Annotated in this window: 20 protein-coding genes and 6 pseudogenes; 15 read left to right on the top strand and 11 right to left on the bottom strand. The window is 54.8% G+C overall.

Annotated features, from left to right (window positions below; genetic code table 11):
• Positions 1-13: 13 nt before the first annotated feature.
• The 6 genes and pseudogenes from EH207_RS15790 to ulaA form a co-directional block, all read right to left on the bottom strand.
• Positions 14-703: an L-ribulose-5-phosphate 4-epimerase gene (locus tag EH207_RS15790; protein WP_137714848.1), complete on the bottom strand. Its 690-nt coding sequence runs from the start codon at positions 701-703 to the stop codon at positions 14-16.
• Complete coding sequence (locus EH207_RS15785; RefSeq protein WP_137714847.1) at positions 700-1,560, bottom strand: L-ribulose-5-phosphate 3-epimerase; 861 nt, start codon at positions 1,558-1,560, stop codon at positions 700-702. Before EH207_RS15785 ends, EH207_RS15790 begins: the two co-directional genes overlap by 4 nt.
• 9 nt (positions 1,561-1,569) lie before the next feature.
• On the bottom strand, positions 1,570-2,223 hold the full coding sequence (locus tag EH207_RS15780; protein WP_137714846.1) for a 3-keto-L-gulonate-6-phosphate decarboxylase UlaD: 654 nt from the start codon (positions 2,221-2,223) through the stop codon (positions 1,570-1,572).
• Positions 2,224-2,238: 15 nt separating this feature from the next.
• Positions 2,239-2,706 carry a PTS ascorbate transporter subunit IIA gene (gene ulaC / locus EH207_RS15775; RefSeq protein WP_137714845.1) on the bottom strand — a complete coding sequence of 156 codons (468 nt, stop codon included), beginning with the start codon at positions 2,704-2,706 and terminating at the stop codon, positions 2,239-2,241.
• Complete coding sequence (gene ulaB, locus EH207_RS15770) at positions 2,703-3,023, bottom strand: PTS ascorbate transporter subunit IIB (RefSeq protein ID WP_137714844.1); 321 nt, start codon at positions 3,021-3,023, stop codon at positions 2,703-2,705. The genes ulaC and ulaB overlap by 4 nt, the downstream gene beginning before the upstream one ends.
• 16 nt (positions 3,024-3,039) lie before the next feature.
• Positions 3,040-4,469, bottom strand: a pseudogene (ulaA, locus tag EH207_RS15765) (PTS ascorbate transporter subunit IIC).
• Positions 4,470-4,898: 429 nt separating this feature from the next.
• On the opposite strand from ulaA, the gene ulaG reads away from it, so the two are divergent.
• The 8 genes and pseudogenes from ulaG (at position 4,899) to EH207_RS15725 (ending at position 13,188) form a co-directional block, all read left to right on the top strand.
• On the top strand, positions 4,899-5,963 hold the full coding sequence (gene ulaG, locus EH207_RS15760) for an L-ascorbate 6-phosphate lactonase (protein WP_137714843.1): 1,065 nt from the start codon (positions 4,899-4,901) through the stop codon (positions 5,961-5,963).
• A 138-nt stretch (positions 5,964-6,101) separates the two neighbouring features.
• Positions 6,102-6,857, top strand: a complete 756-nt coding sequence (gene ulaR, locus EH207_RS15755; RefSeq protein ID WP_137714842.1) for an HTH-type transcriptional regulator UlaR — start codon at positions 6,102-6,104, stop codon at positions 6,855-6,857.
• A gap of 360 nt (positions 6,858-7,217) precedes the next feature.
• The gene (locus EH207_RS15750; RefSeq protein WP_137712216.1) at positions 7,218-7,736 is read left to right on the top strand and encodes an Hcp family type VI secretion system effector; all 519 of its coding nucleotides are present in this window, start codon (positions 7,218-7,220) and stop codon (positions 7,734-7,736) included.
• A gap of 159 nt (positions 7,737-7,895) precedes the next feature.
• The gene (locus tag EH207_RS15745) at positions 7,896-9,725 is read left to right on the top strand and encodes a type VI secretion system Vgr family protein (RefSeq protein ID WP_137714841.1); all 1,830 of its coding nucleotides are present in this window, start codon (positions 7,896-7,898) and stop codon (positions 9,723-9,725) included.
• Positions 9,726-9,753: 28 nt separating this feature from the next.
• The gene (locus EH207_RS15740) at positions 9,754-10,200 is read left to right on the top strand and encodes a DUF1795 domain-containing protein (protein WP_137714840.1); all 447 of its coding nucleotides are present in this window, start codon (positions 9,754-9,756) and stop codon (positions 10,198-10,200) included.
• A pseudogene (locus EH207_RS15735) lies at positions 10,193-12,610 on the top strand (PAAR domain-containing protein); the annotation flags it as partial. The gene EH207_RS15740 and the pseudogene EH207_RS15735, both read left to right, overlap by 8 nt.
• Positions 12,555-12,749 (top strand): HNH endonuclease, encoded by a 195-nt coding sequence (locus tag EH207_RS18645; RefSeq protein ID WP_137714839.1) that lies wholly within the window; start codon positions 12,555-12,557, stop codon positions 12,747-12,749. The pseudogene EH207_RS15735 and the gene EH207_RS18645, both read left to right, overlap by 56 nt.
• A 4-nt stretch (positions 12,750-12,753) precedes the next feature.
• Positions 12,754-13,188 (top strand): SMI1/KNR4 family protein, encoded by a 435-nt coding sequence (locus EH207_RS15725; RefSeq protein WP_137714838.1) that lies wholly within the window; start codon positions 12,754-12,756, stop codon positions 13,186-13,188.
• Between the two features lie 65 nt (positions 13,189-13,253).
• Here the strand turns inward: EH207_RS15725 and EH207_RS18550 are convergent, their stop codons facing one another.
• The 4 genes and pseudogenes from EH207_RS18550 to EH207_RS15705 form a co-directional block, all read right to left on the bottom strand.
• On the bottom strand, positions 13,254-13,412 hold the full coding sequence (locus tag EH207_RS18550; protein WP_342774133.1) for a hypothetical protein: 159 nt from the start codon (positions 13,410-13,412) through the stop codon (positions 13,254-13,256).
• Positions 13,413-13,612: 200 nt separating this feature from the next.
• Positions 13,613-13,851 (bottom strand): annotated as a pseudogene (locus EH207_RS15715) (helix-turn-helix domain-containing protein); the annotation flags it as partial.
• Positions 13,852-13,891: 40 nt separating this feature from the next.
• Positions 13,892-14,050: pseudogene (locus tag EH207_RS15710) on the bottom strand (IS256 family transposase); the annotation flags it as partial.
• 18 nt (positions 14,051-14,068) lie between these two features.
• Positions 14,069-14,761, bottom strand: a pseudogene (locus EH207_RS15705) (IS1 family transposase).
• A 65-nt stretch (positions 14,762-14,826) separates the two neighbouring features.
• Here EH207_RS15705 and EH207_RS15700 point away from each other — a divergent pair.
• From EH207_RS15700 to EH207_RS15670, 7 genes and pseudogenes are all read left to right on the top strand, one after another.
• Positions 14,827-15,240, top strand: coding sequence for a hypothetical protein (locus EH207_RS15700; RefSeq protein WP_137714836.1), 414 nt, complete (start codon positions 14,827-14,829; stop codon positions 15,238-15,240).
• Between the two features lie 73 nt (positions 15,241-15,313).
• A pseudogene (locus EH207_RS18445) lies at positions 15,314-15,489 on the top strand (IS630 family transposase); the annotation flags it as partial.
• A 160-nt stretch (positions 15,490-15,649) separates the two neighbouring features.
• Positions 15,650-16,297, top strand: a complete 648-nt coding sequence (locus EH207_RS15690; RefSeq protein ID WP_137714835.1) for a TetR/AcrR family transcriptional regulator — start codon at positions 15,650-15,652, stop codon at positions 16,295-16,297.
• An 872-nt stretch (positions 16,298-17,169) separates the two neighbouring features.
• Positions 17,170-18,588 (top strand): NAD(P)-dependent oxidoreductase, encoded by a 1,419-nt coding sequence (locus EH207_RS15685; RefSeq protein WP_137714834.1) that lies wholly within the window; start codon positions 17,170-17,172, stop codon positions 18,586-18,588.
• Positions 18,581-19,885 (top strand): NAD-dependent dihydropyrimidine dehydrogenase subunit PreA, encoded by a 1,305-nt coding sequence (gene preA / locus EH207_RS15680; RefSeq protein WP_137714833.1) that lies wholly within the window; start codon positions 18,581-18,583, stop codon positions 19,883-19,885. The genes EH207_RS15685 and preA overlap by 8 nt, the downstream gene beginning before the upstream one ends.
• Positions 19,886-19,957: 72 nt before the next feature.
• Complete coding sequence (gene hydA, locus EH207_RS15675) at positions 19,958-21,409, top strand: dihydropyrimidinase (RefSeq protein WP_137714832.1); 1,452 nt, start codon at positions 19,958-19,960, stop codon at positions 21,407-21,409.
• A gap of 60 nt (positions 21,410-21,469) precedes the next feature.
• Entirely contained in the window at positions 21,470-22,756 is a 1,287-nt protein-coding gene (locus tag EH207_RS15670; protein ID WP_137714831.1) for a Zn-dependent hydrolase, read from the top strand.
• Positions 22,757-22,825: 69 nt separating this feature from the next.
• Here the strand turns inward: EH207_RS15670 and EH207_RS15665 are convergent, their stop codons facing one another.
• Positions 22,826-24,076 carry a valine--pyruvate transaminase gene (locus EH207_RS15665; RefSeq protein WP_137714830.1) on the bottom strand — a complete coding sequence of 417 codons (1,251 nt, stop codon included), beginning with the start codon at positions 24,074-24,076 and terminating at the stop codon, positions 22,826-22,828.
• Between the last annotated feature and the right edge of the window lie 216 nt (positions 24,077-24,292).

Below are 24,292 nucleotides of genomic sequence, written 5' to 3'. Positions count from 1 at the left end.
AGGTGAACGGATTTCATCGCTGCCCGTAATAGGCGTTGGGGCCGTGTTTACGGCTGAAATGTTTGTTCATCAGGTGATCGTCGATGCGATGCAGGCGTGGATTAATGGCGCTGGCAATCCACGCCATTTTCGCCACTTCCTCCAGCACCACCGCGTTGTGAACCGCTTCATCCGCATCCTTGCCCCAGCAGAAAGGACCATGCTGATAAACCACGATCCCCGGCGTGTGTAACGGGTTGCTATCGCCGAGCGTTTGGGCAATCACGTCACCGGTGTTCTTTTCATACGCTTGCTCCACTTCCCGCGGCGTTAACGGCCGGGTACAGGGGATATCGCCATAAAAGTAATCGGCGTGGGTTGTCCCCAACGCGGGGATCGCTAGCCCGGCCTGCGCCCAGGCGGTCGCGTGCGTCGAATGGGTATGAACGATGCCGCCGATTTGCGGATAGCGGTGATAGAGGGCCAGATGCGTGGCGGTATCGGATGAGGGACGGTATAGCCCCTCCACAATGTTGCCTTGCATATCCACGACCACCATGTCGTCAGCCTGCATCACCTCATAGGCGACGCCGCTGGGTTTGATGACAATGACCTCTCGCTGCCGATCGATCGCGCTGACGTTACCCCAGGTATAGGTCACCAGACCGTGGCGGGGGAGCGACATATTGGCTGCAAACACCTGCTGTTTTAACGCTTCCGTCATGCGGCTTCCTCCACGGGCAAACCGGCCTGTGCCATATGCCGCTTAACCCAATCGCGCGCGGCGGTCACCTCCCCGATGGGATCGGCTGATGTTTCACTCCACATTTCAATCAGATAAGGGCCGCGGTAGCCGCTTTCCCTGAGCGTGGCGAAGCATTGCGCGAAATCGACAACGCCGGTTCCGAACGGGACATTTTTGAAAACGCCGGGACGTGTATCCTTCACATGTACCGCAACGATATGGCCTTTCCCCGCCCGCAGCTCCATCTGGACATCGTTATCCCACGCGGACAGATTGCCGATATCAGGGTATAACTGAAACCACGGGTTATTGAGGTAATTGGCATAGCCCAGCGCTTTGCTGACGGAGTTCATCAGCGGATAGTCCATGATTTCCATCGCCAGCGTCACCTGCGCACGGCTGGCCATTTCCACCGCCAACTGCAAGCCGTGACGGAAACGCTCACGGGTGAGGCCGTTAGCCTGTTGATAGTAAACATCGTAGCCAGCGATCTGGATGACGCGAATGCCGGTATCCTGCGCCAGACGGATCGCCTTGCGCATGATGTCCAGCCCCTGATTGCGAATGTCGTCATCTTCCGAACCCAGCGGGAAGCGGCGATGAGCGCTCAGACACAGGGACGGCACCCGAACGCCGCTGACGGCGATCGCGTTTACCAGTTCCAAACGTTGCGCACGGCTCCAGTCAAGGCGCGCCAGTCGACCGTCACTTTCGTCCACCGACATTTCGACAAAATCAAAGCCCAACGCTTTCGCCAGTTGCAGACGCGCCAGCCAACTGCCATCCGGCGGCAGCGCTTTTTCATAAATACCGAGCGGAACGGCTTTCGTGAGCATGAGACGACCTTATCCCCAGAGCTGGGCGATGCTGTGTTTGAATTCCCGCGCGGCTTGCACCGGATCTGCCGCGTCACGGATGCTGCGTCCGGCAATAAACACATGAATGGGAATCCCCTTGAACAAGGGCAAATCCGCCAGCGCCAGCCCGCCGGTCACGGTCACGTTGAAGCCCATCTCCACCAGCCGCTTAATGGCGCTGATATCGGCCTCGCTCCAGTTGATACCCGCGGCCTGCGCGTCCCGGCTACGGTGATATACGACCTGCAGGATGCCGATATCCCGCCAGCTTCGCGCCTGTTCCCAGGTCCAGAAACCGGTCAGTTCAATCTGCACGTCCCCTTTGAATTCACGTGCGACCTCCAGCGCGCCGGCGGCGGTGTTGATATCCGCACAGCAGATGACGGTCACCCAGTCGGCTTTGGCTTCAAAGCACATGCGCGACAGAATTTTTCCGGCGTCGGCGATTTTGGCGTCGGCCAGCACAATCTTGTGCGGGTAAAGCGATTTCAAGTCACGTACCGCACGCAGGCCTTCCCCTACGCACAGGATGGTGCCGACTTCAATGATGTCCACCTCTTCGGCAATCAGTCTGGTGGTTTGATAAGCGTCGGCCAGCGTCTGGTTATCCAGCGCAACTTGCAACATCGGTAAATGAGGCATCAGTCAACTCCTTAATTAGCGTGTCGCCGCTTCGGTTCGGTCAAGCAAATCCAGCACATCCTGCTCGGTGCGGCAGGCGCGCAGGCGGTCAAAATTGGCTTCGTCTTCAAACAGATTCACGATTTGCATAATGCCGACCGCCTGATGGGTCTTGGCATCAACGGCCGCCATCGTGATCAGGATGTCCACCGGGTCGTTATCTTCATGATTGAAGCGCAGCGGCGTTTTCAATGTCACCAGCGCAAATCCGGTTTTTTTGACGCCCTCTTCCGGGCGACCGTGGGGCATGGCGAATCCAGGGCCAATCACAAAATAGGGGCCGAATGTCGTTACGCCATCCAGAATGGCTTGGTAGTAGCGCGGTTCGACCACATCGGCCGCGATCAGCAGATCAACCCCGATTTTTACCGCTTCCTGCCAGGTGCGGGCTTCAGCCTGAAGGCGTATAGCGTGATTTTCCGCCAGTGAATCACGTAGTTTCATGGAAGCCCCTGTTGTTTGAAATCCGCCGGAAAATGCGTCTTGATGATTTCCAGCAGTTTTGGCCCGAAGTCAGCCGAGGAGAGCATATTACGTACGCCGACCACATATTTGTTGCCGCTGACGGTGATTTCATCAGCGATGTGGGTGGAGGCGATGATGATGTCCGCCCCGCTGAGTTCGGCCTTGTATTCGCCCACCGCGCAGCTATTCAGGCTATGAGGGATTCCCTGCTCGGTCAGAAATTGGCCGACCTTCATTTTCATGATCATCGAGCTGCCTTGTCCGCAGCCGCATACCGCCAGAATTCGTACTGCCATAATGGTTCCTCCAGAATCAGTTCATGGGGGTTTCAGAAAGTTGCTTTCGCGCATCTTCTTCAGCCCGTAATGCGCGGCTGGCAAAGACCATGTAAATCACCGCAATGACGATGACGACGCCCATGAACCATAGGCCCAACGTCAGCCCCTGCATCAACGGCGGCGCCAGAATCGACCAATCCGCCATGCCCATCCATGCGCTCAGCCCGGTCAGTTTTACTGCCCAGACGCAGCCGAAGATTTCAATCATGCCCATCACCAGGCAAATTTTCAGCGCGGCGCGCCAGCCGCCAAAATAGTTGGCGAATACGCCGATGGTGGCGTTAGAGAAGAACATCGGAATGAAGCCGGGAATGATCATGATGGGGGAATCGATGCCGATCAGGACACCGACGGCGATTAACTGGCCGATGGTGCCCCACATGAATCCCCAGACCACGGCATTAGGGGCGAAGCTGTAGATTGCCGCACAGTCGATAGCCAATACCGCCCCAGGGATCAAGCGTTGCGAGATGCCGTTGAAGGCTTCGGAGAGCTCGGCAACGAACATCCTCACCCCTTGCACGATGATGAAGATAGCGACGGCAAACTGAAAGCCGGTTTGCAGGATATAAATAGACCAGTGCGTTTTCCCTGCCATCTGTTGCACGGTGTCGAGACCGAAGGAGAGCAGGATCGCGCCGAAGAATATCGTCATGATAATCGCGGTGGAGACAATGTTGTCATGGAAGATATTCAACCAGCCCGGCAGTTTCAGATTTTCTACGCTTTCTTCTTTTTTCCCCAGATAAGGCGCGAGCTTATAAGCAATCCAGGAGGCAAACTGCTGCTGGTGACCGATGGAGAAACCACTGCCGTGGGTGACCGCTTGCGTGGGTTTGTACATCATGTTTGAGGTGATGCCCCAATACAGGGAAACCAGCACGGCGCTACAGATGATGGTCGTCCACATCGAATAGCCGAGGATATAGAAGAAAACGGCGAGCAATCCGGCTTGTTGGAACATGATGTGGCCGGTGAGCATGATGGTGCGGATGCCGGTGATCCGGCGCAGCAGGACGTAAACAATGTTCAGCGCCAACGCCAGCAATACCGCATAGCCGACCCAACTGTAGGCATTGCCCATGCGATCGATGGTCGCCATCATGGAAGCGTAAGTATCCGAAATGGCGCCGCTAATCCCGTAAACCTCAGACATTTTAGCGACAACGGGTTTGAATGTATTGGTCAGAACCCCGGCGCCTGCCTGCAACAACATAAAACCGATGATCGTTTTGATGGTGCCTTTAATGATGGCGGTGGTGCTTTTACGCAGCAACAAATAACCGAGAAGCGTCACATACGCAGCAACAAATAACCGAGAAGCGTCACAATCCCCAGCAGCAGCGGGGCATTAGTCATGACCTGATTAAAGAAAATCGTGAAGATATTATAGAGGTTTTCCATAAGGGCTCCCTTCGGCTTTTAGTCATCCTGCTACGCGCCACTTTAAAAAAATGCTGGCACGGGCAGGCATTTTTTGTAGAGCGCGCTCACTCTATCAATCATTAATAATCATTAAAAGATATTTTTTGATTGTTTGTGAGAATTCTCGCAATTGTTTTTTTGATGACCCGTGTTTTCATACTGCATAACTCATTATTTAAATTTGTTATTATTATTCATGTGATTATAGTTTTTTTATGAAATTATTATGGTGCTGCTGAACGGTGCCTTATCCCCGGCCGCATGGTAAATATTATGACATAACGTGATTGTCATCATGGTGTAAGAGTGGTAATTTCTCTGAATAAAATCATATATAATCATTTTGTGATTTATTTTGATTTTGAAGTTTAATAATGCATCAACTTATCGATTATTGAGGGTGGCACAATGAGTAAAATTGAAAGCATTACCCGCGAGTCATGGGTTCTGAATACTTTCCCCGAGTGGGGAACCTGGCTGAATGAGGAAATAGAACAGGAGCAGGTGGCGCCGGGTTCGTTCGCCATGTGGTGGCTGGGCTGTACCGGCATCTGGTTGAAATCGGAGGAAAGGGCGAATCTTTGCGTGGATTTCTGGTGCGGGACGGGCAAACAAAGCCATGCCAATCCATTGATGAAGTCAGGCCACCAAATGCAGCGCATGGCGGGCGTAAGAAAATTGCAGCCCAATCTGCGCACCGCACCGTTTGTGCTTGATCCTTTCGCCATTCGTCAGATTGACGCGGTGCTGGCAACGCATGACCATAATGACCATATTGATGTGAATGTCGCTGCGGCGGTGCTGAAGAACTGTGATGTCACTGTGCCGTTTATCGGCCCGGAAAGCTGCGTGAATCTCTGGCTTGACTGGGGCGTGCCGCGCGAGCGTTGCGTGGTTGTGAAACCCGGCGACATTATTACCATCAAGGATGTTGAAATTCATGTGCTGGACGCGTTTGACCGTACGGCGTTGATTACGCTGCCCGTGGAGGAAAAGGCCTCGGGCATTTTGCCGGACGGTATGGATAAGCGTGCGGTGAACTATTTGTTCAGAACGCCGGGCGGTAGCCTCTATCACAGCGGTGATTCACATTACTCCAACTATTACGCCAAGCATGGCAATGATTACCAAATCGATGTGGCGCTGGGATCATACGGCGAGAACCCGCGCGGCATCACCGATAAGATGACCAGCGCCGATATACTGCGTATGGCCGAAGCATTGAACGCCAAGGTGGTGATTCCCTTCCATCATGATATCTGGTCGAATTTTCAGGCCGATCCGCAGGAAATTCTCATGCTGTGGGAGATGAAGAAAGATCGGCTTCAGTATGGTTTTAAGCCGTTTATCTGGCAGGTCGGCGGCAAGTTCACCTGGCCGGAGGACAAAGACAATCTGCAATACCACTACCCGCGTGGGTTTGATGATTGCTTTACCCTGGAGCCGGATTTGCCGTTCAAGTCTTTTCTCTGATATTGCAGTAAGGGGCGTAAAGCGCGCCCCTTTATCCTCTGTGTACACCACGCCATGCGTACTTTTGACAACTTATGATTCAAATTACCGACCTTGCTCACTATAATCGGCATTTAGAATCTCTTTAGAGGGGTAAGTATGACTGAATCTCAGCGCAATAATGCCATTATCAATTTTCTGCAACGACAAGGGCAACTCACCGTTGCCGATCTGATCAAGCACTTTGATGTCTCCCCAGCCACTGCAAGACGCGATATTAACAAGCTTGATGAGTCAGGGAAGTTGCGTAAAGTTCGCAATGGCGCTGAAGCGGTTAACGCGCCCCGGCCAACCTGGACGCCGCTCAATATTTATCAGGCGCAGAATCTGGATGAGAAAATGCGCATTGCTAAAGCGGCGGCGCAGCTATGCGGTTCTGGCGAAAGCGTGGTGATCAATTGTGGCTCGACCGCATTTTTACTGGGGCAGGAGATCTGCGGTAAAGACGTGCAGGTGATAACTAACTATCTGCCGCTGGCAAATTACCTAATTGAACAAGAGCATGAAAGCGTGGTTATCATGGGCGGGCAATACAATAAAAGCCAATCCATCACGTTAGCGCCACAAGAAGGCGACGCCAGCTTGTATGCCGGGCACTGGATGTTCACCAGCGGCAGAGGGTTGATGGCGGAGGGGCTGTATAAAACCGACATGCTGACCGCGATGGCGGAGCAGAAGATGCTTCGTTATGTTGGCAAACTGGCGGTAGTGGTGGACAGCAGCAAGATTGGCGAACGCGCCGGGATGTTGTTCTGCCGGCTCGATCAGATTGATGTGGTGATTACCGGCAAGCACGCCAACGCGCAGATTATCGCGCAACTGCGTGAGCAGGATGTGGAAATGATACTCGTATGATGGGTGGTCTTTGCTTATCTCTTACCCACTGAGCAAATCGCTGCTCTACCCCTGTCACTCGGGTATCAGCAACCCTCATTTTCACCGCCATAATTTATGACTAACCAAAACTTTCAGAATAAATGAAAAATCTGCGCAACTTCTTGCTCACTTTCCAGCATAAGTCACTTTTTGCGCAATGGATGCCGTTGATCTGCGCAGTCTGCGCAACTTTTTGCTCAAATTTGACTTAGGCAAAATCTGGCTTAGGTAAATTCTGTTTAAAAACAATGGAATAAAGTTTGGCATGGTCTTTGCCCTGTGAACAGTGAAGTCAAACACCTGTTCAATCAACGGGTTTTATCAACAAGGAGCAAGACCATGCCAACCCCATGCTATATCAGCATCGAAGGCAAAACCCAGGGCAATATCACCGCCGGCGCCTTCACTTCCGACTCTGTCGGCAACATCTACGTGCAGGGCCACGAAGACGAAATGCTGGTGCAGGAATTCAAACACGTGGTGACCGTCCCCACCGACCCGCAGTCCGGTCAGCCTTCCGGCCAGCGCGTCCACAAACCCTTCAAATTCACCGTCGCGCTGAACAAGGCGGTGCCGTTGATGTACAACTCCCTGGCCTCCGGCGAAATGCTGCCGACCGTCACCCTGAAGTGGTATCGCACCTCTGTCGAAGGCAAGCAGGAGCACTTCTTCTCCACCATCCTGACCGACGCCACCATCGTGGACATCGACTGCCAGATGCCGCACTGCCAGGACCCGTCCAAGCTGGACTACACCCAGTTGATTGAGGTGTCGCTGGCGTACCGCAAAATCGACTGGGAGCACACGGTGGCCGGCACGTCCGGCTCCGATGACTGGCGCGCGCCGGTCGAAGCGTAATCCTTCCTTAACCCGGACAGCGTGCCGGGTTTTTTGCTGCGCTGCGGTGTGAGCGGACTCAGACCGCAGCACAGGGGGTCATTTTCACCAGGGTAGTAGCGTGTCGCACCGGGCGGTAACGGGGCGTGCGGTAGCCGTGGCAGAGGGAGGAGGAGCAAGGTGGCGAACAGTACAGGACTACAGTTTACCGTGACGCTGGGCGCATTGCCGCAAAGCGCGTTCGCGGTGGTGGATTTCCAGTTACAGGAAAGGCTGAACCAGCCGTTCAGCCTGTCGCTGAATCTGGCGAGCGCGCAGCCGGATATTGACTTTGGCGCGGTGCTGGACCAGCCGTGCGAATTGCTGGTGTGGTACGAAGGCGAGCTGCGCCGCCGGGTGAGCGGCATCGTCAGCGCGTTCAGTCAGGGCGACACCGGCTTTCGCCGCACCCGCTATCAGGCGGAGGTGCGCCCGGCGCTGTGGCGGCTGGGGCTGCGCAGCAACGCGCGTATCTTTCAGGCAAAAAAGCCGGAGGAAATCATCGCCACGTTGCTGGAGGAAGCCGGGATAGCGGATTACGCGTTCGCGCTGCGTCACGACCATCCCCAGCGGGAGTATTGCGTACAGTACCGCGAAAGCGACCTGGGGTTTGTCGGTCGTCTGGCGGCGGAAGAGGGGATGTATTACTTCCACGAGTTTGAGGAAGGGAAACACCGGGTGGTATTCGCGGATGACGCCGGGGCGCTGGGGAAAGGGCCGGCGCTGTTCTTCAATCTGGCGACGCAGGGGCTGTCGGAAGGGGAGTATGTCAGACGCTTCCGGTATAGCGAGGCGGTGCGCACCGCCGAGGTGGAGCTTAAAGACTACAGCTTCAAGACCCCGGCGTACGGGCTGTCGCACAAGAAGCCGGGCAGCGGACTTGAGCACCAGCGTGAAAGTTACCAGCACTACGACTATCCGGGACGCTACAAACGGGACCCGAGCGGCAAAGCGTTCAGCGGTTACCGGCTGGAGGCGCTGCGGTCGGATGCGGTGGCGGGCGAGGGGGAATCGAACTGCGCGGGACTGATGCCGGGCAGCACGTTCCGGCTGACTGAGCACCCGAATGCGGGGCTGAATATCGTCTGGCAGACGGTGAGCGTGACACATACGGGGCAACAGCCGCAGGCGCTGGAAGAGGAGAGCGGGGGCGAACCGACCACGCTGAGCAACAGTTTCAGCGTGGTGAAGGGGAGCACGACCTGGCGGACGGAGATGCCGTACAAACCGATGGTGGACGGCCCGCAGATTGCGACGGTGGTGGGGCCGGCAGGGGAAGAAATCTACTGCGACGAATACGGGCGGGTGAAGCTGCAATTTCCGTGGGACAGGTATGGGGCGAACGACGACCAGAGTTCGTGCTGGGTGCGGGTAAGTCAGGGCTGGGCGGGGGGCCAGTACGGTCTGATAGCGATACCGCGTATCGGTCATGAGGTGATAGTGAGTTTTCTGGAGGGCGACCCGGACCAGCCGATAGTGACCGGGCGGACGTTTCATGCCACCAATCCCGCGCCATACCCGCTGCCGGAGAACAAGACCCGCACCTCGCTGCGTACTTCAACGCACAAAGGTTCGGGTTTCAACGAACTGCGTTTTGAAGATCAGGCCGGGCAGGAAGAGGTGTTTATTCATGCGCAGAAGGACATGAATACCGTGGTGCTGAATAACCGCACGACCCGCGTCACGGCGGACCATACCGAAAGCGTCGGCGGCAATCAGGCGGTCTCGGTGATTAAGGACCAGTTCACTGAAATTCAGGGACAGCAGAATATTGCCATCACCAAAAACCGCAGTACCGCCGTGGATGAAAACGACTCCCTGCAAGTGAAAAACAATATCGCCATCCAGTCACAGGAGGGCGACATCCTGATTAGCACCCAGGGCGGCTTTATCGGTATCAGCGCGGACGGCGTCATCAACATCAAGGGCAGCCATATCGTGGTGAATGGTCAGCAAATCGACCTGAACTAAATAACAAGAACGACAAGGATACATGGACATGTACCAGATGAACGAAGGCACGCTGGCGATCCCGGCACAATGGCGTGATGAATCCCTGCACGTTTTTGTACTGCCTGATGAAACCACCAATCTGGTGGTCAACCGCACCCCGGTCGAACCCGGTCAAACACCGGAAGCGATCTACCAGAAAACGCTGGAGCAGTTTTCCGCCCATCTGAAAGGTTATAAGGAAATGCAGGCCTGGGAACTCACGCTTGCAGGGGCATCCGCGCAGGCACTGGAGTACACTTGGCAATCACCGGAAGGTCAAATGCATCAGGTCGTGGTGATGCAGGTTCGCGGCACCTTATTACTGACCTTCACCATCACCGCTGCCGATGTGCTGAACGATGCCCGAAAAACCGAACTGCTGGCGGTGATTGAGACGTTCAGGGCTGCTGAGCCTCCTGCTGCCCCGGAGGGGACGGAGGATAGCAATGCGTGACGAAATTCTGGCCCGTATCGCGCGGGTCGGGGCGATGCATGCCGGTAACCGACCCACGCTACCGCCCGATTTACCGACACCCGGCAGCGGCTCTCCGCCGACCTCGCCGGGCAAGGCCATCAAACACCGCAGTTTTCTGGGAGCCTTGCTCGGTGCTGTCGCAGGGGCTTTGGTGGCGGCCGCGGTGTGTACCGTGGTTGCTGTTGCGGTAGCCGGCGCGGTCGCGCTGACCGGTATAACGGGAGGGGCTGGTCTGGCATTGGTTGTCGGCGCAGTCTCACTGGCAGCGCAGTTCGGAGCGGTATATGCCCTGGGCGGATTGATTTCCGGGGTAAGCAGCCGAGTCTCCGCCATGGTGGACAGCGCCTCACCGCCTGCGGGAGAGGTGAAAGGCGGCTCGCCTAATGTGTCCGTCGAAGGCAAGCCGGTCTCTCGTGCTAAAGTCGATGCCGTGGCTTGCACCAAACACAGCGGACCGCAACTGATTGCTCAGGGCAGTGAGACGGTATTTGTCAACGGCCATCCGGCCGCGCGGATAGGCGATAAAACCGTGTGCGGCGCCACCATCAAAGAAGGGGCATCGAAGGTATTCTTTGGTTCCGGGCAAGCCACCGTGCTGGAGATACAGGAGGAGTTCAGCGGCTGGCAGAAAGCGCTGCTAATTGCAGTGGAGTTTCTGGTGCCGCCGGGCCGGGGGCTATTTCGGGGTCTGGGAAAACTCTTTGCCCGCGGGCCGATGGCCGTGCTCAAAGGGATGAAGATGGGGGCTCTGCGTAGTCTGGTCGGGCTGCGTAGAGCAATACGTTGCGCCAAAAACGGCTTAAAAGAAAGCAAAGGGTTGGCGCGCGTCACGGAGTCTATTCGAGGCTTTCTGAAAGACCCGGTTTATATCGCCAGCGGCGAGGTGATTGAAAGCCGTACCGATATCGAACTGGGGCAGACCATCCCATTGATGTTCGAGCGTACCTATCGCTCCGGCAGCACACGCACCGGCCTGCTGGGACGCGGCTGGCAGGATAGTTGGAGTGAGGTGGCCACTGTCAGCTGTGATAACGGCGACACCCATGTGTTGATTACGCTGGCGCAGGGCTATGACATCGATTTCACCTTCGGGGTGGGCGCAACGGTGGTGTACTGCGCCGAATACCCCGCTTTCAAGCTGGTGAAGCGCCATAACGGTTTTCACCTGTGGAACCGCGACAGTCAGACCTGGCGCGCCTTTACCGTGGAGCAGGGTGACAGGCTGCTGCTGTCGGCGATTACCGACAACCACCGCAACCGTGTTGATTTTATCCGCGATCCCAAAGGCTACCTGCGGAAGATACAGCACAGTGACGGTATCGAACTGCTGCTGGTGTGGGGGGGCGATTTCCTGCACCAGATACAGCGTATCGACGGCGGACAGAAAACCCGGCTGGCCGAATACCGCCAGGACGAAAAAGGCCGGCTGGTCGAGGCCGACGCCGTACATGCCTACCACCTGCTCTACGAATATGATAACGACAACCGCCTGACGCGCTGGCATGACAATGACCAGACCTGGGCGCGTTACCAATATGACCATCAGGGGCGCTGCATTTACACCACCTGTGCCGATGCTTACCTGACTGCGAACTTCGAGTACCTGGCTGACCGCGTGGTGATGACCGATGGTCTGGGGCAGCGCAGCGAATACGGTTTTAACGACCTGTATCTGATGGCGTGGGAAAAATCCCCGCTCGGCCATGTGACCCGCTATGAGTATGACGATTATGGCAACCTGCTGCGGGAAATCTCGCCGGCCGGGCGCGTGGTCGAGTTTGAGTACCTGGACGACAGCGGGCTGGTCAGCACTTTTACCGATGGCAGCGGGCATCAGTGGCATTACGACTATGACGACAATGCGCGTCTGACCGGTATCACCGACCCGCTGGGACGAAACTGGACATGGCGATACGACGCGAAAGGCAACCCGCAGAGCCTGACCGGGCCGGATAGCAGCGAAGTGCGGTTTGCGTGGAACCGTTATGGTCTGTTGACCGAGGTCAGCGAACAGAGCGGACAGGTGCAGGCCAGCCTGTTCTATGACAACCGTCAGCGCCTGCTGAGCGCCACCGACGCGGAGTCTCGCACCCGGCAACTGCGCTATGACCGGCAGGACAGGCTGACCCACTGGACGCGCCCGGATGGTTCCACTTTCCGCCTCGGCTACCGCCGGGCGAGCTGGAAGCTGCCTGAGCAACTGATACGCCCGGACGACAAAGTGGAACAGCACCATTATGACAAGCACAACAATCTGTTGAGCTACGTGGACGGCAATGGCGCTGTTTGGCGGCAGAGCTGGGGCCCGTTTGATTTGCTGACCGCCCGCACGGATGCGCAGGGACGCACCTGGCGTTATGAGTACGATCGGGAGAGCCAGCAGCTTATTAGATGATTATGATCCAGTAACGAACACAGGCACTATGCAATTGGTTCAACAGGCTGCGCATAGGGGTATTCCGCATGTTGGTGGGGTAAGTCAATATCAAGAAATTACGGGATTGAAATATATTTTCAAAACATGGTGATATTATGAGAGATTTATTTTTTACAGATTATCTGCCACCAGTAACTGATGAGGAAATAGCCGAGTTAGAATCATTGATTGGTTCTGCTCTGCCTGATGAAATGATATCCGTTTATAAAAGATATAATGGTGGGCAACCTCAACCATCTTTTGTGCATGATGAAAAAAATCTTTATCCGATAAATTCATTTTATTCACTGGCCGAGATTATTGATAGTTATAATGATTTTGATGATGACGCATTGCCAAATGATTTTAAGAAACATGAATTATTACCATTCGCTTATGATCCGGGATCTGGTATGTATTCAATATCTTTAAGAAAAAGTGATTTTGGTAAAGTGTATTTCTATGTACTGCTTGAAGAAGCTGAAATTTTCGGAGTATGGCCTTCATTTAAATCATTTCTTGATTCGATAGTTGATGATCCTAATCCATAAATTACTGACATTTTATAAAAAGCCGGAAGCGATCGCAAAGATCCTTCCGGTTTTTTAATTACCGGTCAGTCACTGCCCGTAATCCCTTCCAGATCCAGCCCGCCGGGAAAGCGGTTAAGCCAGTCGGCGGCGGCGCGTTCATCGAACGGTTCCCGGCTTAATCCTTCCAGACAGTACCACAGTTCCCGAATATCCTGCACGGTGATGACGAGGCAGCCCGGCATCACGCGCAGCTTGAGCGGCAGGCCGGTGCTGAAGCCGGCTTCCTGTAGCCACTTGCCGCTGATGTTGATGGTGGGCGTGGAGGAATCGCCCTTGTTGGGGCGGAAGCCGACACGCTGATAGCGCTCCGGCTGAGAGATTTTAAAAACGGGGGGTATCTGGCGTAGAATGCGCGTCAGCCCCGCGCTAAAAATCGGTTACGTTAGTAGCTCTTTTCACGGTCAACAGGACGTATCGCCGACTCAACGCGGTGCTTCACAATCACCGCATCAATCAGCTTAATCATCGTCTCCTGCTTTGCCGGCTGGCACTGAGCCAGTGCTTTGAACCGTTTATTAATCATGTGTTCCTAATCGGTGCCTGCTCGTCATGTGAGCCTAGCAACAGGTAATCAATGCTCGTGGTAAACAACTCGGCCAGTTGAATGAGCTTGTCTGCCGGAGATTGCGCGTCCCCGACTCATACTGTCACGTTAAGAACACTACAGCGTCATCACGTTATTCAGTCGCCCGTCAAAATAAACGGCTAACTGCAACAATGTCAAATTCCAGCTCTGGATGGGCATTGTCCATTTCTCCTGTGCATTCATCAGACCCAGATGAAGCAGCTTCAACTGGCTGCTCTCATTCGGAAAAGCGCCTTAATTTTGGGTTGTGACTCAAATGCGTTGTAAGGGTGTTTCGCAATGCAAGCACCCGATGACTTTTTCATCTATTTCAAATGAACGGGAAAAGCAGATTGTTTTCCTTGCCAGACGTTTAATGTGAATGCGTAAATTAAGGTCATGCCGCTCAATTCGCTGTGTGAATATCTTACCTGTCAGGTGTTTTTCTGACGCTATTTCTCGTGTGTAGCGACCCCAGTCATTGGTGTTGATAAAACCAATATGAAAAGGTTTTAACAAATCGAGACGCTTCCGGCAGGTCTCATCCGTGCGGGGACCAAATACATGGGCAACAACCTGTTTTCTTGTCGTATCACATGCATACCAAAGCCAATGCTGCTGTTTTTTATTCTCCACGAATGACCATTACTCATCCAGTTCACAGATCAGGGTCGATAGGTTTGCCTGTTACTTGTGGCGGCGCGAGTTTTTTAGTGTGCTCATCACGGTGTTCATACTGATTTTCAGGACTCGTCCTGTATCCCTGACCCCGGAGCCATTCATCGCCATATCGACAATTTTTTCTTTTGTTCCGGGCTTACGTGCGTTGTAACGGTAGTTGATCTGGAAAGTACGGCGACAATGTTGACAATAATATCGGGGAAATCCAGCCTTTCCCGTGCCATGCTTACCAACGGTTTCTGTTTGCTGACAATATCGGCAGGCAACTTCAATAGTGACTGTCATAAAACGTATCCTTTAAAGTAAATACTTTATCAAAATAACGCTTTTGAGTCATTACCCGAAATAGGGTGTACTACGCATCACATCGCGGTGAGAGTACGAAAGAGCCCAATGATCCAGAATATGAGCATCTTCAAAGTGAACTGAATAAAGCCTTGCCATTTAAACCCGGCTACTCAGTGGCATTCAATTATATTTGGCCTGTTGGGTTGCGCACTCGGAAAAAGCCTTTTTTGCAACCGATGTGGTTAAAAATAAAACCTGCAAGACCGGTCAAAATTGGTAGCGGCGATGTTCATCTAAACTGGTTCAGACACGATCCGTGGGCTTCATTGCCGGTAGTCAAAATACTCTGCGCCAGTATTGTAACCGGCAATCTCACTTTGATGAATTCTGAAGAGAAGTATTATACGGAAATTGATTTAGAGGAATATCTCCCTTATTCTTTCTTCGGTCGGGATGAACCCACGTTAAAGAGTTAAACACAATCAGTATTTACCCGCTATCATTCAAGATTCCTGATTTTGAGCAGCAAGGAGGCCATGCTCATCTACCATGAAGATATTTATCACCACCCAGCAAAAAGCCGAATTTGGGCACCTTCACGAGACCATCCGTGATGAGCGGGTTTGTGATCGCATCAAAGCCGTCCTCCTTGCATCCGAAGGCTGGATTAGACCATGATAGTGCAGGCTCTGTGTCTTTATGAAACCTCGGTAAATCAATCGGTTGTACTATCGTGGCTTCACGTATAAAAAGCCGTCCGGCATGTCGCATAAATTCAGTGAAGAGAAACAGAAACAATTCATTGAATTTTTTGGTCGGCCCAGGGATGTGACTTGCATTTCATAAATCAGGTGATGTTGTGTGAGGCGTAGGAGGGAGGAACTGATGTTAAAACAATCGTTAACCGATGAATCCGTAAAAGGCCGCATCCGGCTCGATAATGAAGCGGCTATTCTGCTGGCGGCGGAACGCGTGTTCGCCCGCTATGGCTTTAAAGGCACCACCATGGCGCTGATTGCGGCGGAAGCGGCGCTGCCCAAGCCGAACCTGCATTACTATTTCGGCAACAAACAGAATCTCTATTTGTGCGTACTCGACGGCATTCTGAATGACTGGCTGACGCCATTGGAGCATTTTCATCCGCAGGCCGATCCGCGTACGGTGATTGAGCAATATGTCCGGCAAAAAATGGTGTTAACGTTTGAACGTCCGCACGCCTCGAAGCTGTTTGCCAACGAACTCCTGCAAGGCGCCCCGATGGTGCATGAACTTCTGCAAACACAATTGCGCGATTTGGTGACCCGCAAAGCGGCGGTGGTGGATGGCTGGATTGAACAAGGGTTACTGCTTCCGTTAGACAGTAAACACTTTTTTTTCTCTATCTGGGCGATGACGCAGACATACGCGGATTTCGACATTCAGATTGCCGCTGTGCTCGGCGATAAGGTGCATGAGTCATGCGGGCGGCAACGCGCTATCGATCATGTGCTGACCAGTGTTTTCAGAATGTGCGGTCTGGACATTAAGGCATGAGACTAAATAGTCTCGCCAAATACCAAATAAATGTCTGATTGATTTTTATCGCACGACGCCACATGTAATAAAGGAGAAACTCTTTCCGATAAAAATCAATGAAAGGGTTATTTTTGATATAAATTTGGTTATGCACAATGTTGTCGATGATGACGGAGTATTGATTCAAGCGCGTATCTCAATCAGATATGAAGAGATGATATGGACTCATCATAAAGCCTGAACCAGCGGGTATAACTGAGAAGTGGGTAAAATGATGAACCCATTATAAAATAGAGAATACAGGCATTTCCGGTATTCAGTTTTTCCCTTAAAACCTATTGCTCGAACACTCTTTTCTTTTTCAAGAATGCCTAAATAGCGCGTTTCGGCCACCATCTATTCATGGGCCATATAACTTAAGTCTTCACCTCATTCTTTCAAGAACACCTGTGCCGATACCTTTTATAGAAATCTGGCGAAACGCGTGAATTAGCCATTCGTTCCTGGTTATTCAAGGTCATTGCCAATAGTGGCTGACGTGTAGCACAAAAATAGCGCAATGGTTGAAGCGGTGAGCCTGATTTGCACCGTGATTGGTCACAATGTGTTCTTATAATTCCTATAGAATATGATTAATATTCTGTTTTTATTCTGATTTTCTATTTCCATAAAAATGGCACATAAATAGCATGGGTTAGATTGTAAATCTTAACCATATGGTCAAGATTTCGCGGGGAGTGGCGCTGCCCGCCTTTCCCTTAATCCGATGTTAGCGGGAGAACCACCATGAGTCATCGAAAGCAAAGCGGTATCGGCAACGGGTTGTGGAGTGTGTTGCCAAAGCTGTGCCCTCGAGATCCTGATTGTGCCCAGCCAAAGGAGTACGCCGTATGAAAACGTTATTACCGGTCGGCAGTGATGCGCCGGGTATTCAGGCGGGGCGGCTCAGTGATGCGGAGTATGCGGACAACTTCAGCGACAGCGCCACCCCATTGACCAAAACTCAGGCCGTTCTCGAATCTGAGCGTTGCTATTACTGCTACGACGCGCCCTGTACCCGTTTCTGCCCGGCAGACATTGACGTGCCGAGCTTTATTCACCGTATCGCACAGGATAATGTGCGCGGGGCGGCGGAGGCTATTTTGAGCGAGAACGTGCTGGGCGGCATGTGCGCCAGGGTCTGCCCGACAGAAACCTTGTGTGAACAAGCCTGCGTGCGTAATCAGCAGGATGGCAAACCGCTGCAAATCGGCCTGTTGCAGCGCTATGCCACCGACGCCTATCTCTCCAATCCCGGCCAGCCTTTATTTAGCCGAGCGTCGTCGACGGGCAAGAAAGTCGCCGTCGTCGGGGCAGGTCCGGCGGGGCTGACCGTCGCGCATCGGCTGGCGCAAAGCGGGCACCACATCGTGGTGTTCGATGCCAAAGATAAGCCCGGCGGACTGAATGAGTACGGTTTGGCAGCCTACAAGACCACCAATGATTTTGCCCAGCGCGAAATTGCCTGGCTGCTGTCGATCGGCGGCATTGAGCTACGCCTTAATCATCGTCTGGGACATGAAATTACGCTGGATACGCTGCGCACGGATTTTGACGCCGTTTTCCTCGGCATGGGATTGGGCGGGGTGAACGCGCTTGGCGTTGAAGAAACCCCGCTGGAAGGCGTGCGCGAAGCGGTCGATTTTATCGCACAACTTCGGCAGGCCGCGCATCCCGGTGAGGTTGCCATCGGTCGCAATGTGGTGGTCATCGGCGGCGGTATGACCGCCGTTGACGCCGCGGTGCAGGCGAAAAAGCTGGGGGCGCGTGACGTCACGATGGTTTACCGCCGTGGCGAACAGGATATGAAAGCGTCTCAATATGAGCAGGCATGGGCGAAAACCAATGGCGTCAACGTCCGATACTGGGCGGCGCCCCAGGCCATTGAAGGGGAGAACGGCAAAGTGAAAGCCGTGTCGTTCAGGGTTATGCAATTGCAATCCGGTGCGCTGGCGGCGACCGGGGAAACGTTTACCCTGCCCGCCGATATGGTGCTGAAGGCGATCGGACAGACCTATGACGCCAGTCCGACCGGCGCGTCGATTGCGCTGAAGGGCGGCCGTATCGCGACGGATGAAGACGGCCGCACCTCGCTGCCCGGCGTGTGGGCGGGCGGCGACTGTTGCGCGGACGGTCTGGATCTGACGGTCGATGCGGTACGTCAGGGCAAGGCGGCGGCAAAGTCCATTGATGCGATGCTGCGCCCCGCGGCCGATCAATCTGTGACTGGCAAACCTTCAATAAGCTCGCGGGAGTATTTACATGGCTGATCTCAGTAGTCATTTTTTAGGTATCAAAAGCCCTAATCCTTTCTGGCTGGCATCCGCCCCGCCCACGGATAAAGAGTACAACGTCGTACGTGCTTTTGAAGCGGGCTGGGGCGGCGTGGTCTGGAAAACGCTGGGGCAAGACCCGCACGTGGTGAACGTCAACGGGCCGCGCTACAGCACCCTTCGCACCACGGATCGGCGCATTATCGGCCTGAACAACATTGAGCTGATTACCGACCGTTCGCTGGACACCAATCTGGAGGAGATCGCCCGCGTGAAGCGCAACTGGCCTGATCGGGCCATGATTGTGTCGATCATGGTGCCCTGCGAAGAAGACGCGTGGAAATCCATTCTGCCGCTGGTGGAACAAACTGGCGCTGACGGCATTGAGCTGAATTTTGGCTGTCCGCACGGCATGAGTGAACGGGGCATGGGGGCGGCTGTCGGGCAGGTGCCGGAGTATATCGAAATGGTCACCCGCTGGTGCAAGCAGTATTGCAGTCTGCCAACCATCGTCAAACTGACGCCGAACGTCAATGATATCCGCTATCCGGCGCGAGCGGCGTTGCAGGGCGGCGCTGATGCGGTGTCGCTGATTAATACCCTCAACTCGGTGATGGGCGTGGATCTGGATCAGATGACCATCCACCCCAATACCGGCGGCAAAGGGTCGCACGGCGGCTACTGCGGCCCGGCGGTCAAGCCTATTGCGCTGAATATGGTGGCGGAAATCGCCCGGGATGCGCTGACGCGCGGCCTGCCGATGTCAGGCATCGGCGGGATATCCACCTGGCGCGATGCGGCCGAGTTTATTGCGCTGGGTTGCGGCACGGTGCAGGTTTGTACCGCCGTGATGGTGCACGGTTTTCAGATTGTGCGCGACATGGTCAGCGGCCTTGCCAATTTTATGGATGAGCATGGCTACCGCACGCTGGAGGATTTTCGCGGCCGCGCTGTCGGCAGCGTAACGGACTGGCGTTATCTGAATCTCAATCACATCGACAAGGCGGTTATCGATCAGTCGCAGTGCATTAAATGCGGGCGCTGTCATCTGGCCTGTGAAGATACCTCGCATCAGGCCATCACCAGCATGAAAAATGGCGAACGCCATTACGAAGTGAAGGAAGAAGAGTGCGTCGGCTGCAACCTGTGCGTCTCCATTTGTCCGGTGGAAAACTGCATTTCCATGCGTAGCCTGCTACCGGGAGAGGTGGATTTGCGCACCGGAAAAACCGTGAGCGGAGAATACGCCAACTGGACGACACACCCAAATAATCCGATGGCGACCACGGCCTGAAGGTCCGATGGTTTCTTTATACCCAATGTGGGCCGTTCAGCGGCTCCGATCGGTAAAATGAGGGGAAAATAGATGAGTCATAACCTGTTGATTAAAGGCGGTACGGTCGTCAATGCCGATCGGGAATTTCGTGCCGACGTATTGTGTTCGGACGGTATCATCGTCGCCGTGGGCGAGGATGCCGGACAGCAGGCGCCCGCGGGCGCCGAGGTTATTGATGCGGGTGGTCAGTATGTCATGCCGGGCGGTATCGATCCCCATACCCATATGAATTTCCCGTTTATGGGTACGGTCACGGTGGATGATTTCTACAGCGGCACGGCGGCGGGGCTGGCGGGCGGCACCACAACGATTATCGATTTTGTTATTCCCAATCCGCAGCAACCGCTGATGGAAGCGTACCGGATCTGGCGCGGCTGGGCGGAAAAGGCGGCCGCGGATTACAGTTTCCACGTCACCATTACCTGGTGGGACGAGAGCGTACACCGGGATATGGGCACGCTGGTGCGGGAAGAGGGCGTCAACAGCTTCAAGCACTTCATGGCCTATAAAAACGCCATCATGTGCGACGATGAAACGCTGATGAACAGCTTCCGCCGCTCGCTGGAACTGGGGGCGATGCCGACCGTCCACGCGGAAAACGGTGAAATGGTTTATCTGTTACAGCAGGAAATGATGAACCGCGGTATTACCGGACCGGAGGGGCATCCGCTATCGCGCCCGCCGGAAGTGGAGGGGGAAGCGGCCGGGCGCGCCATCGCCATCGCCAACGTGATGGGCGTTCCCCTTTATGTGGTTCACGTTTCCTGCGTGGAATCGGCGGAGGCGATCGCCCGCGCCCGCGCCCGCGGTCAGCGCGTCTATGGCGAGGTGCTGGCCGGGCATCTGGTGATTGATGACAGCGTGTATCGTCACCCCGATTTCAATCAGGCGGCGGCGCACGTCATGAGCCCGCCGTTTCGTGCGAAGGGTCATCAGGAAGCGCTGTGGCGCGGGCTGCAATCCGGTCAGTTGCACACTACCGCGACCGATCACTGTACGTTCTGCGCCAGCCAGAAAGCGGCGGGCAAAGACAGCTTTACCAAGATTCCCAACGGTTGCGGCGGCGTTGAGGAGCGGCTATCCGTGATCTGGGACGCGGGCGTGAACACCGGCCGGCTGACGCCCAGCGAGTTTGTCGCCATTACTTCCGCCAACACCGCACGCTTGTTCAATATTTATCCGCGCAAAGGCAGCGTTTCCGTCGGCGCGGATGCCGATCTGGTGGTATGGGACCCGCAGGGCAGTAAGACGCTCTCCGCGAAGACCCACCACTCAAAGAATGATTTCAATGTCTTTGAAGGCCGCACGGTGCGGGGCATCCCGACCTATACCGTTAGTCATGGCGTAGTGGCGTGGGCGGATGGCGATTTGCGTGCGCAGGAAGGCGCCGGGCGTTATATCAAACGTCCCGCCTTCAGCCCCGATTTCAAAGCCAGTGCGTTGCGTGCGCGCGTGCTGGCGCCCACGGCCGTACTGCGCTAACCCGTATTCTGTCTGGAAAAGACAACCCGTGACCGCGTTTCACCCAAGAGGAAAACCGCGATGAAGAGTGAAGTGTTATCTGCAACGAAAAAGGGTACTGATATTACCGAGCTGCGTGTTGATGGCGAACGTCTTTGGCAGTCGCTGATGGATCTGGCGGTGATTGGCGCGACGCCCAAAGGCGGCGTTTGCCGGCTGACGCTGACGGATCTGGATCGCCAGGGACGCGATCTCGTGGTGAGTTGGGGAAAGGCCGCCGGACTGTCGGTCGAGATCGATAAAATCGGTAATGTGTTTATGCGCCGTCCCGGTCGCAACAACGCCCTGCCGCCGGTGGTGGCGGGCAGCCACATCGATACCCAGCCGACCGGCGGAAAGTTTGACGGCAACTTTGGCGTGCTGGCCGCGCTGGAAGTGGTTCGCACGCTGAATGACAAGCAGATTGAAACCGAAGCGCCGGTGGAGGTGGTATTCTGGACCAACGAGGAAGGTTCCCGTTTTGTCCCGGTCATGATGGGATCGGGCGTGTTCGCGGGCGTATTCTCGCTGGAACACGCCTATGCCGCCGTGGACGTGGACGGCAAAAGCGTGAAGGATGAACTGGAGAAAATCGGCTATGCCGGCCCGCAGACGCCCGGAGATCACCCGATAGGCGCCTATTTTGAAGCGCACATCGAGCAGGGGCCGATACTGGAAGATCAGGATGTGACGATCGGCGTGGTGCAGGCGGTGCTGGGTATCCGCTGGTATGACTGCGTGGTGACGGGGATGGAATCCCATGCCGGCCCTACGCCGATGGCGCTGCGCAAGGATGCGTTGCAGGTTTCAACCCGCATTATGCAGGAGGTGGTGGCCATTGCCGAGCGCTTTGCGCCCCACGGACGCGGCACGGTGGGGATGGTGCAGGTGCATCCGAACAGCCGTAACGTTGTGCCGGGCAGTGTGAAATTCTCCATTGATTTGCGTAATCTGACGGATGAGCGGGTGGATGAAATGGACGCGGCGCTGAAAGCCTATATCCAGAGCGTGGTAGCGGAAACCGGGCTGGATATTCAGTTGACGCAGGTATCGCAGTACCGCGCCGCGCCATTCCACACCGCATGCAAAGACGCCGTGCGCCGCGCCGCCAATCTGCTGGGCTACTCCAATATCGACATCGTTTCCGGGGCGGGACACGACGCGGTGTACGTTTCTGAGCTGGCGCCGACGGGGATGATTTTTATTCCGTGCAAAGACGGCATCAGCCACAACGAGATTGAGTATTCCTCACCGGAACAGGTCACGGCGGGGGCGAACGTCTTGCTGCATGCGGTGCTGGAAACCGCAGGGGTAGCAAAGATCGCCTGAGATAACGGCGCGTTATAACGTACGAAACAATAGGCTGATTTTACCTGGCGCAGAAAATATTCTGCGCTCTCACCCCTGCGCCATCGCCCTCTCCACTTCCTCCGCCAAAATCGCAATCCCGCGTTCAACCTTGTCCGGCTCCGGCACGTAGTTCATTCGCAGGCACTGATGGGCGTGCGGCCATGCCTGTTCCAGACCGGGGAAGAAATAGTGGCCCGGCACCATCAGCACGCCGCGTTTTTTCAGCCGCTGATACAGCACTTCCGTCGTGACCGGCAGATCTTTGAACCACAGCCACAGGAAAATCGCCCCTTCGGGTTTGTGGATCAGACACTGTTCGGGAGAGAGGTAACGCCGGATGGTGGCGATGGTTTCGCTGACGCGCCGCTGGTAGTACGGTCGAACCACCTCGTTGGACAGCCGCAGCAAATCGCCGCGCCGGATCATTTCCAGCGCCAGCGCCGGTCCTACCGTGCCGGGAGACAGGCTGATGATGCCGTTCATGTTGGCAATGGCTGAAATGACCTTTTCATTGGCAATCACAATGCCGCAACGTGAACCGGGAAGCCCCAGTTTGGACAAGCTCATACACAGGATAATGTTGGGGTTCCACAGTGGGGTGGCCTCGCTGAAAATAATGCCGGGGAAGGGCACGCCATAGGCGTTGTCGATCAGCAGCGGAATATTGTGCTGCCGCGCCAGAATATCGAGACGCATCAGCTCGTCATCCGTCAGCACGTTGCCGGTCGGGTTGGTTGGGCGCGACACGCAGATCAGCCCCACATCGTTGCTGATCGACAGATGATTGAAATCCACATGGTACTTGAACTGTCCTTCCGGTAGCAGCGCAATTTGCGGACGCACGGACAGAAACATGTTTTCAGCCAGCCCGGAATCGGCGTAGCCGATATACTCCGGCGCCAACGGAAACAGCACTTTTCTCAGACTGCCATCGGCGTGACGGCCGGCAAACAGATTCGATAAGTAGAAAAACGCACTCTGGCTGCCATTGGTCAGCGCAATATTCTGTGGTCCGATCATCCAACCTAATTCATCCCGCAACAGCTCAGCCAACGCGTCGAGCAGCGCATTTTTCCCCTGCGGGCCGTCGTAATTACAGAGCGCATCCGTCAATTTCCCTTGTTCCAGCAGGTCCTGGCAGAGTTGTTGGAAATAGTTATCCATCGCTGGAATGTGCGCCGGGTTACCGCCCCCCAACATGATGGCTCCCGGTGTGCGGAGCCCCTCGTTAAGATCGTCCATGAGCTGGGTAATGCCAGCATGACGGGTGAATTTATTGCCGAAAAGAGAGAAGTTCATGGTTTGTCAGTGCGTGTTCCCTGTGGATGAGCGGCAACGATAGCGCTTGCGCTACCCGTGCGCAACGTGGCGTAAGATTGGCCCCCTGTGGTTTCACGGATAAACGCTGAATCGATATCATTCCTACCCGACCAATTTCCCACTCATTTTATGTTTTATGACGGGCTATCCTTACCCGTCACGTCGCAACGTTAAAAAATGCGATGATATTTAACG

The organism is Brenneria rubrifaciens, assembly GCF_005484945.1.
Taxonomy (GTDB): Bacteria; Pseudomonadota; Gammaproteobacteria; order Enterobacterales; family Enterobacteriaceae; genus Brenneria; species Brenneria rubrifaciens.
This window is presented reverse-complemented; position numbering and strand designations above follow the sequence as displayed.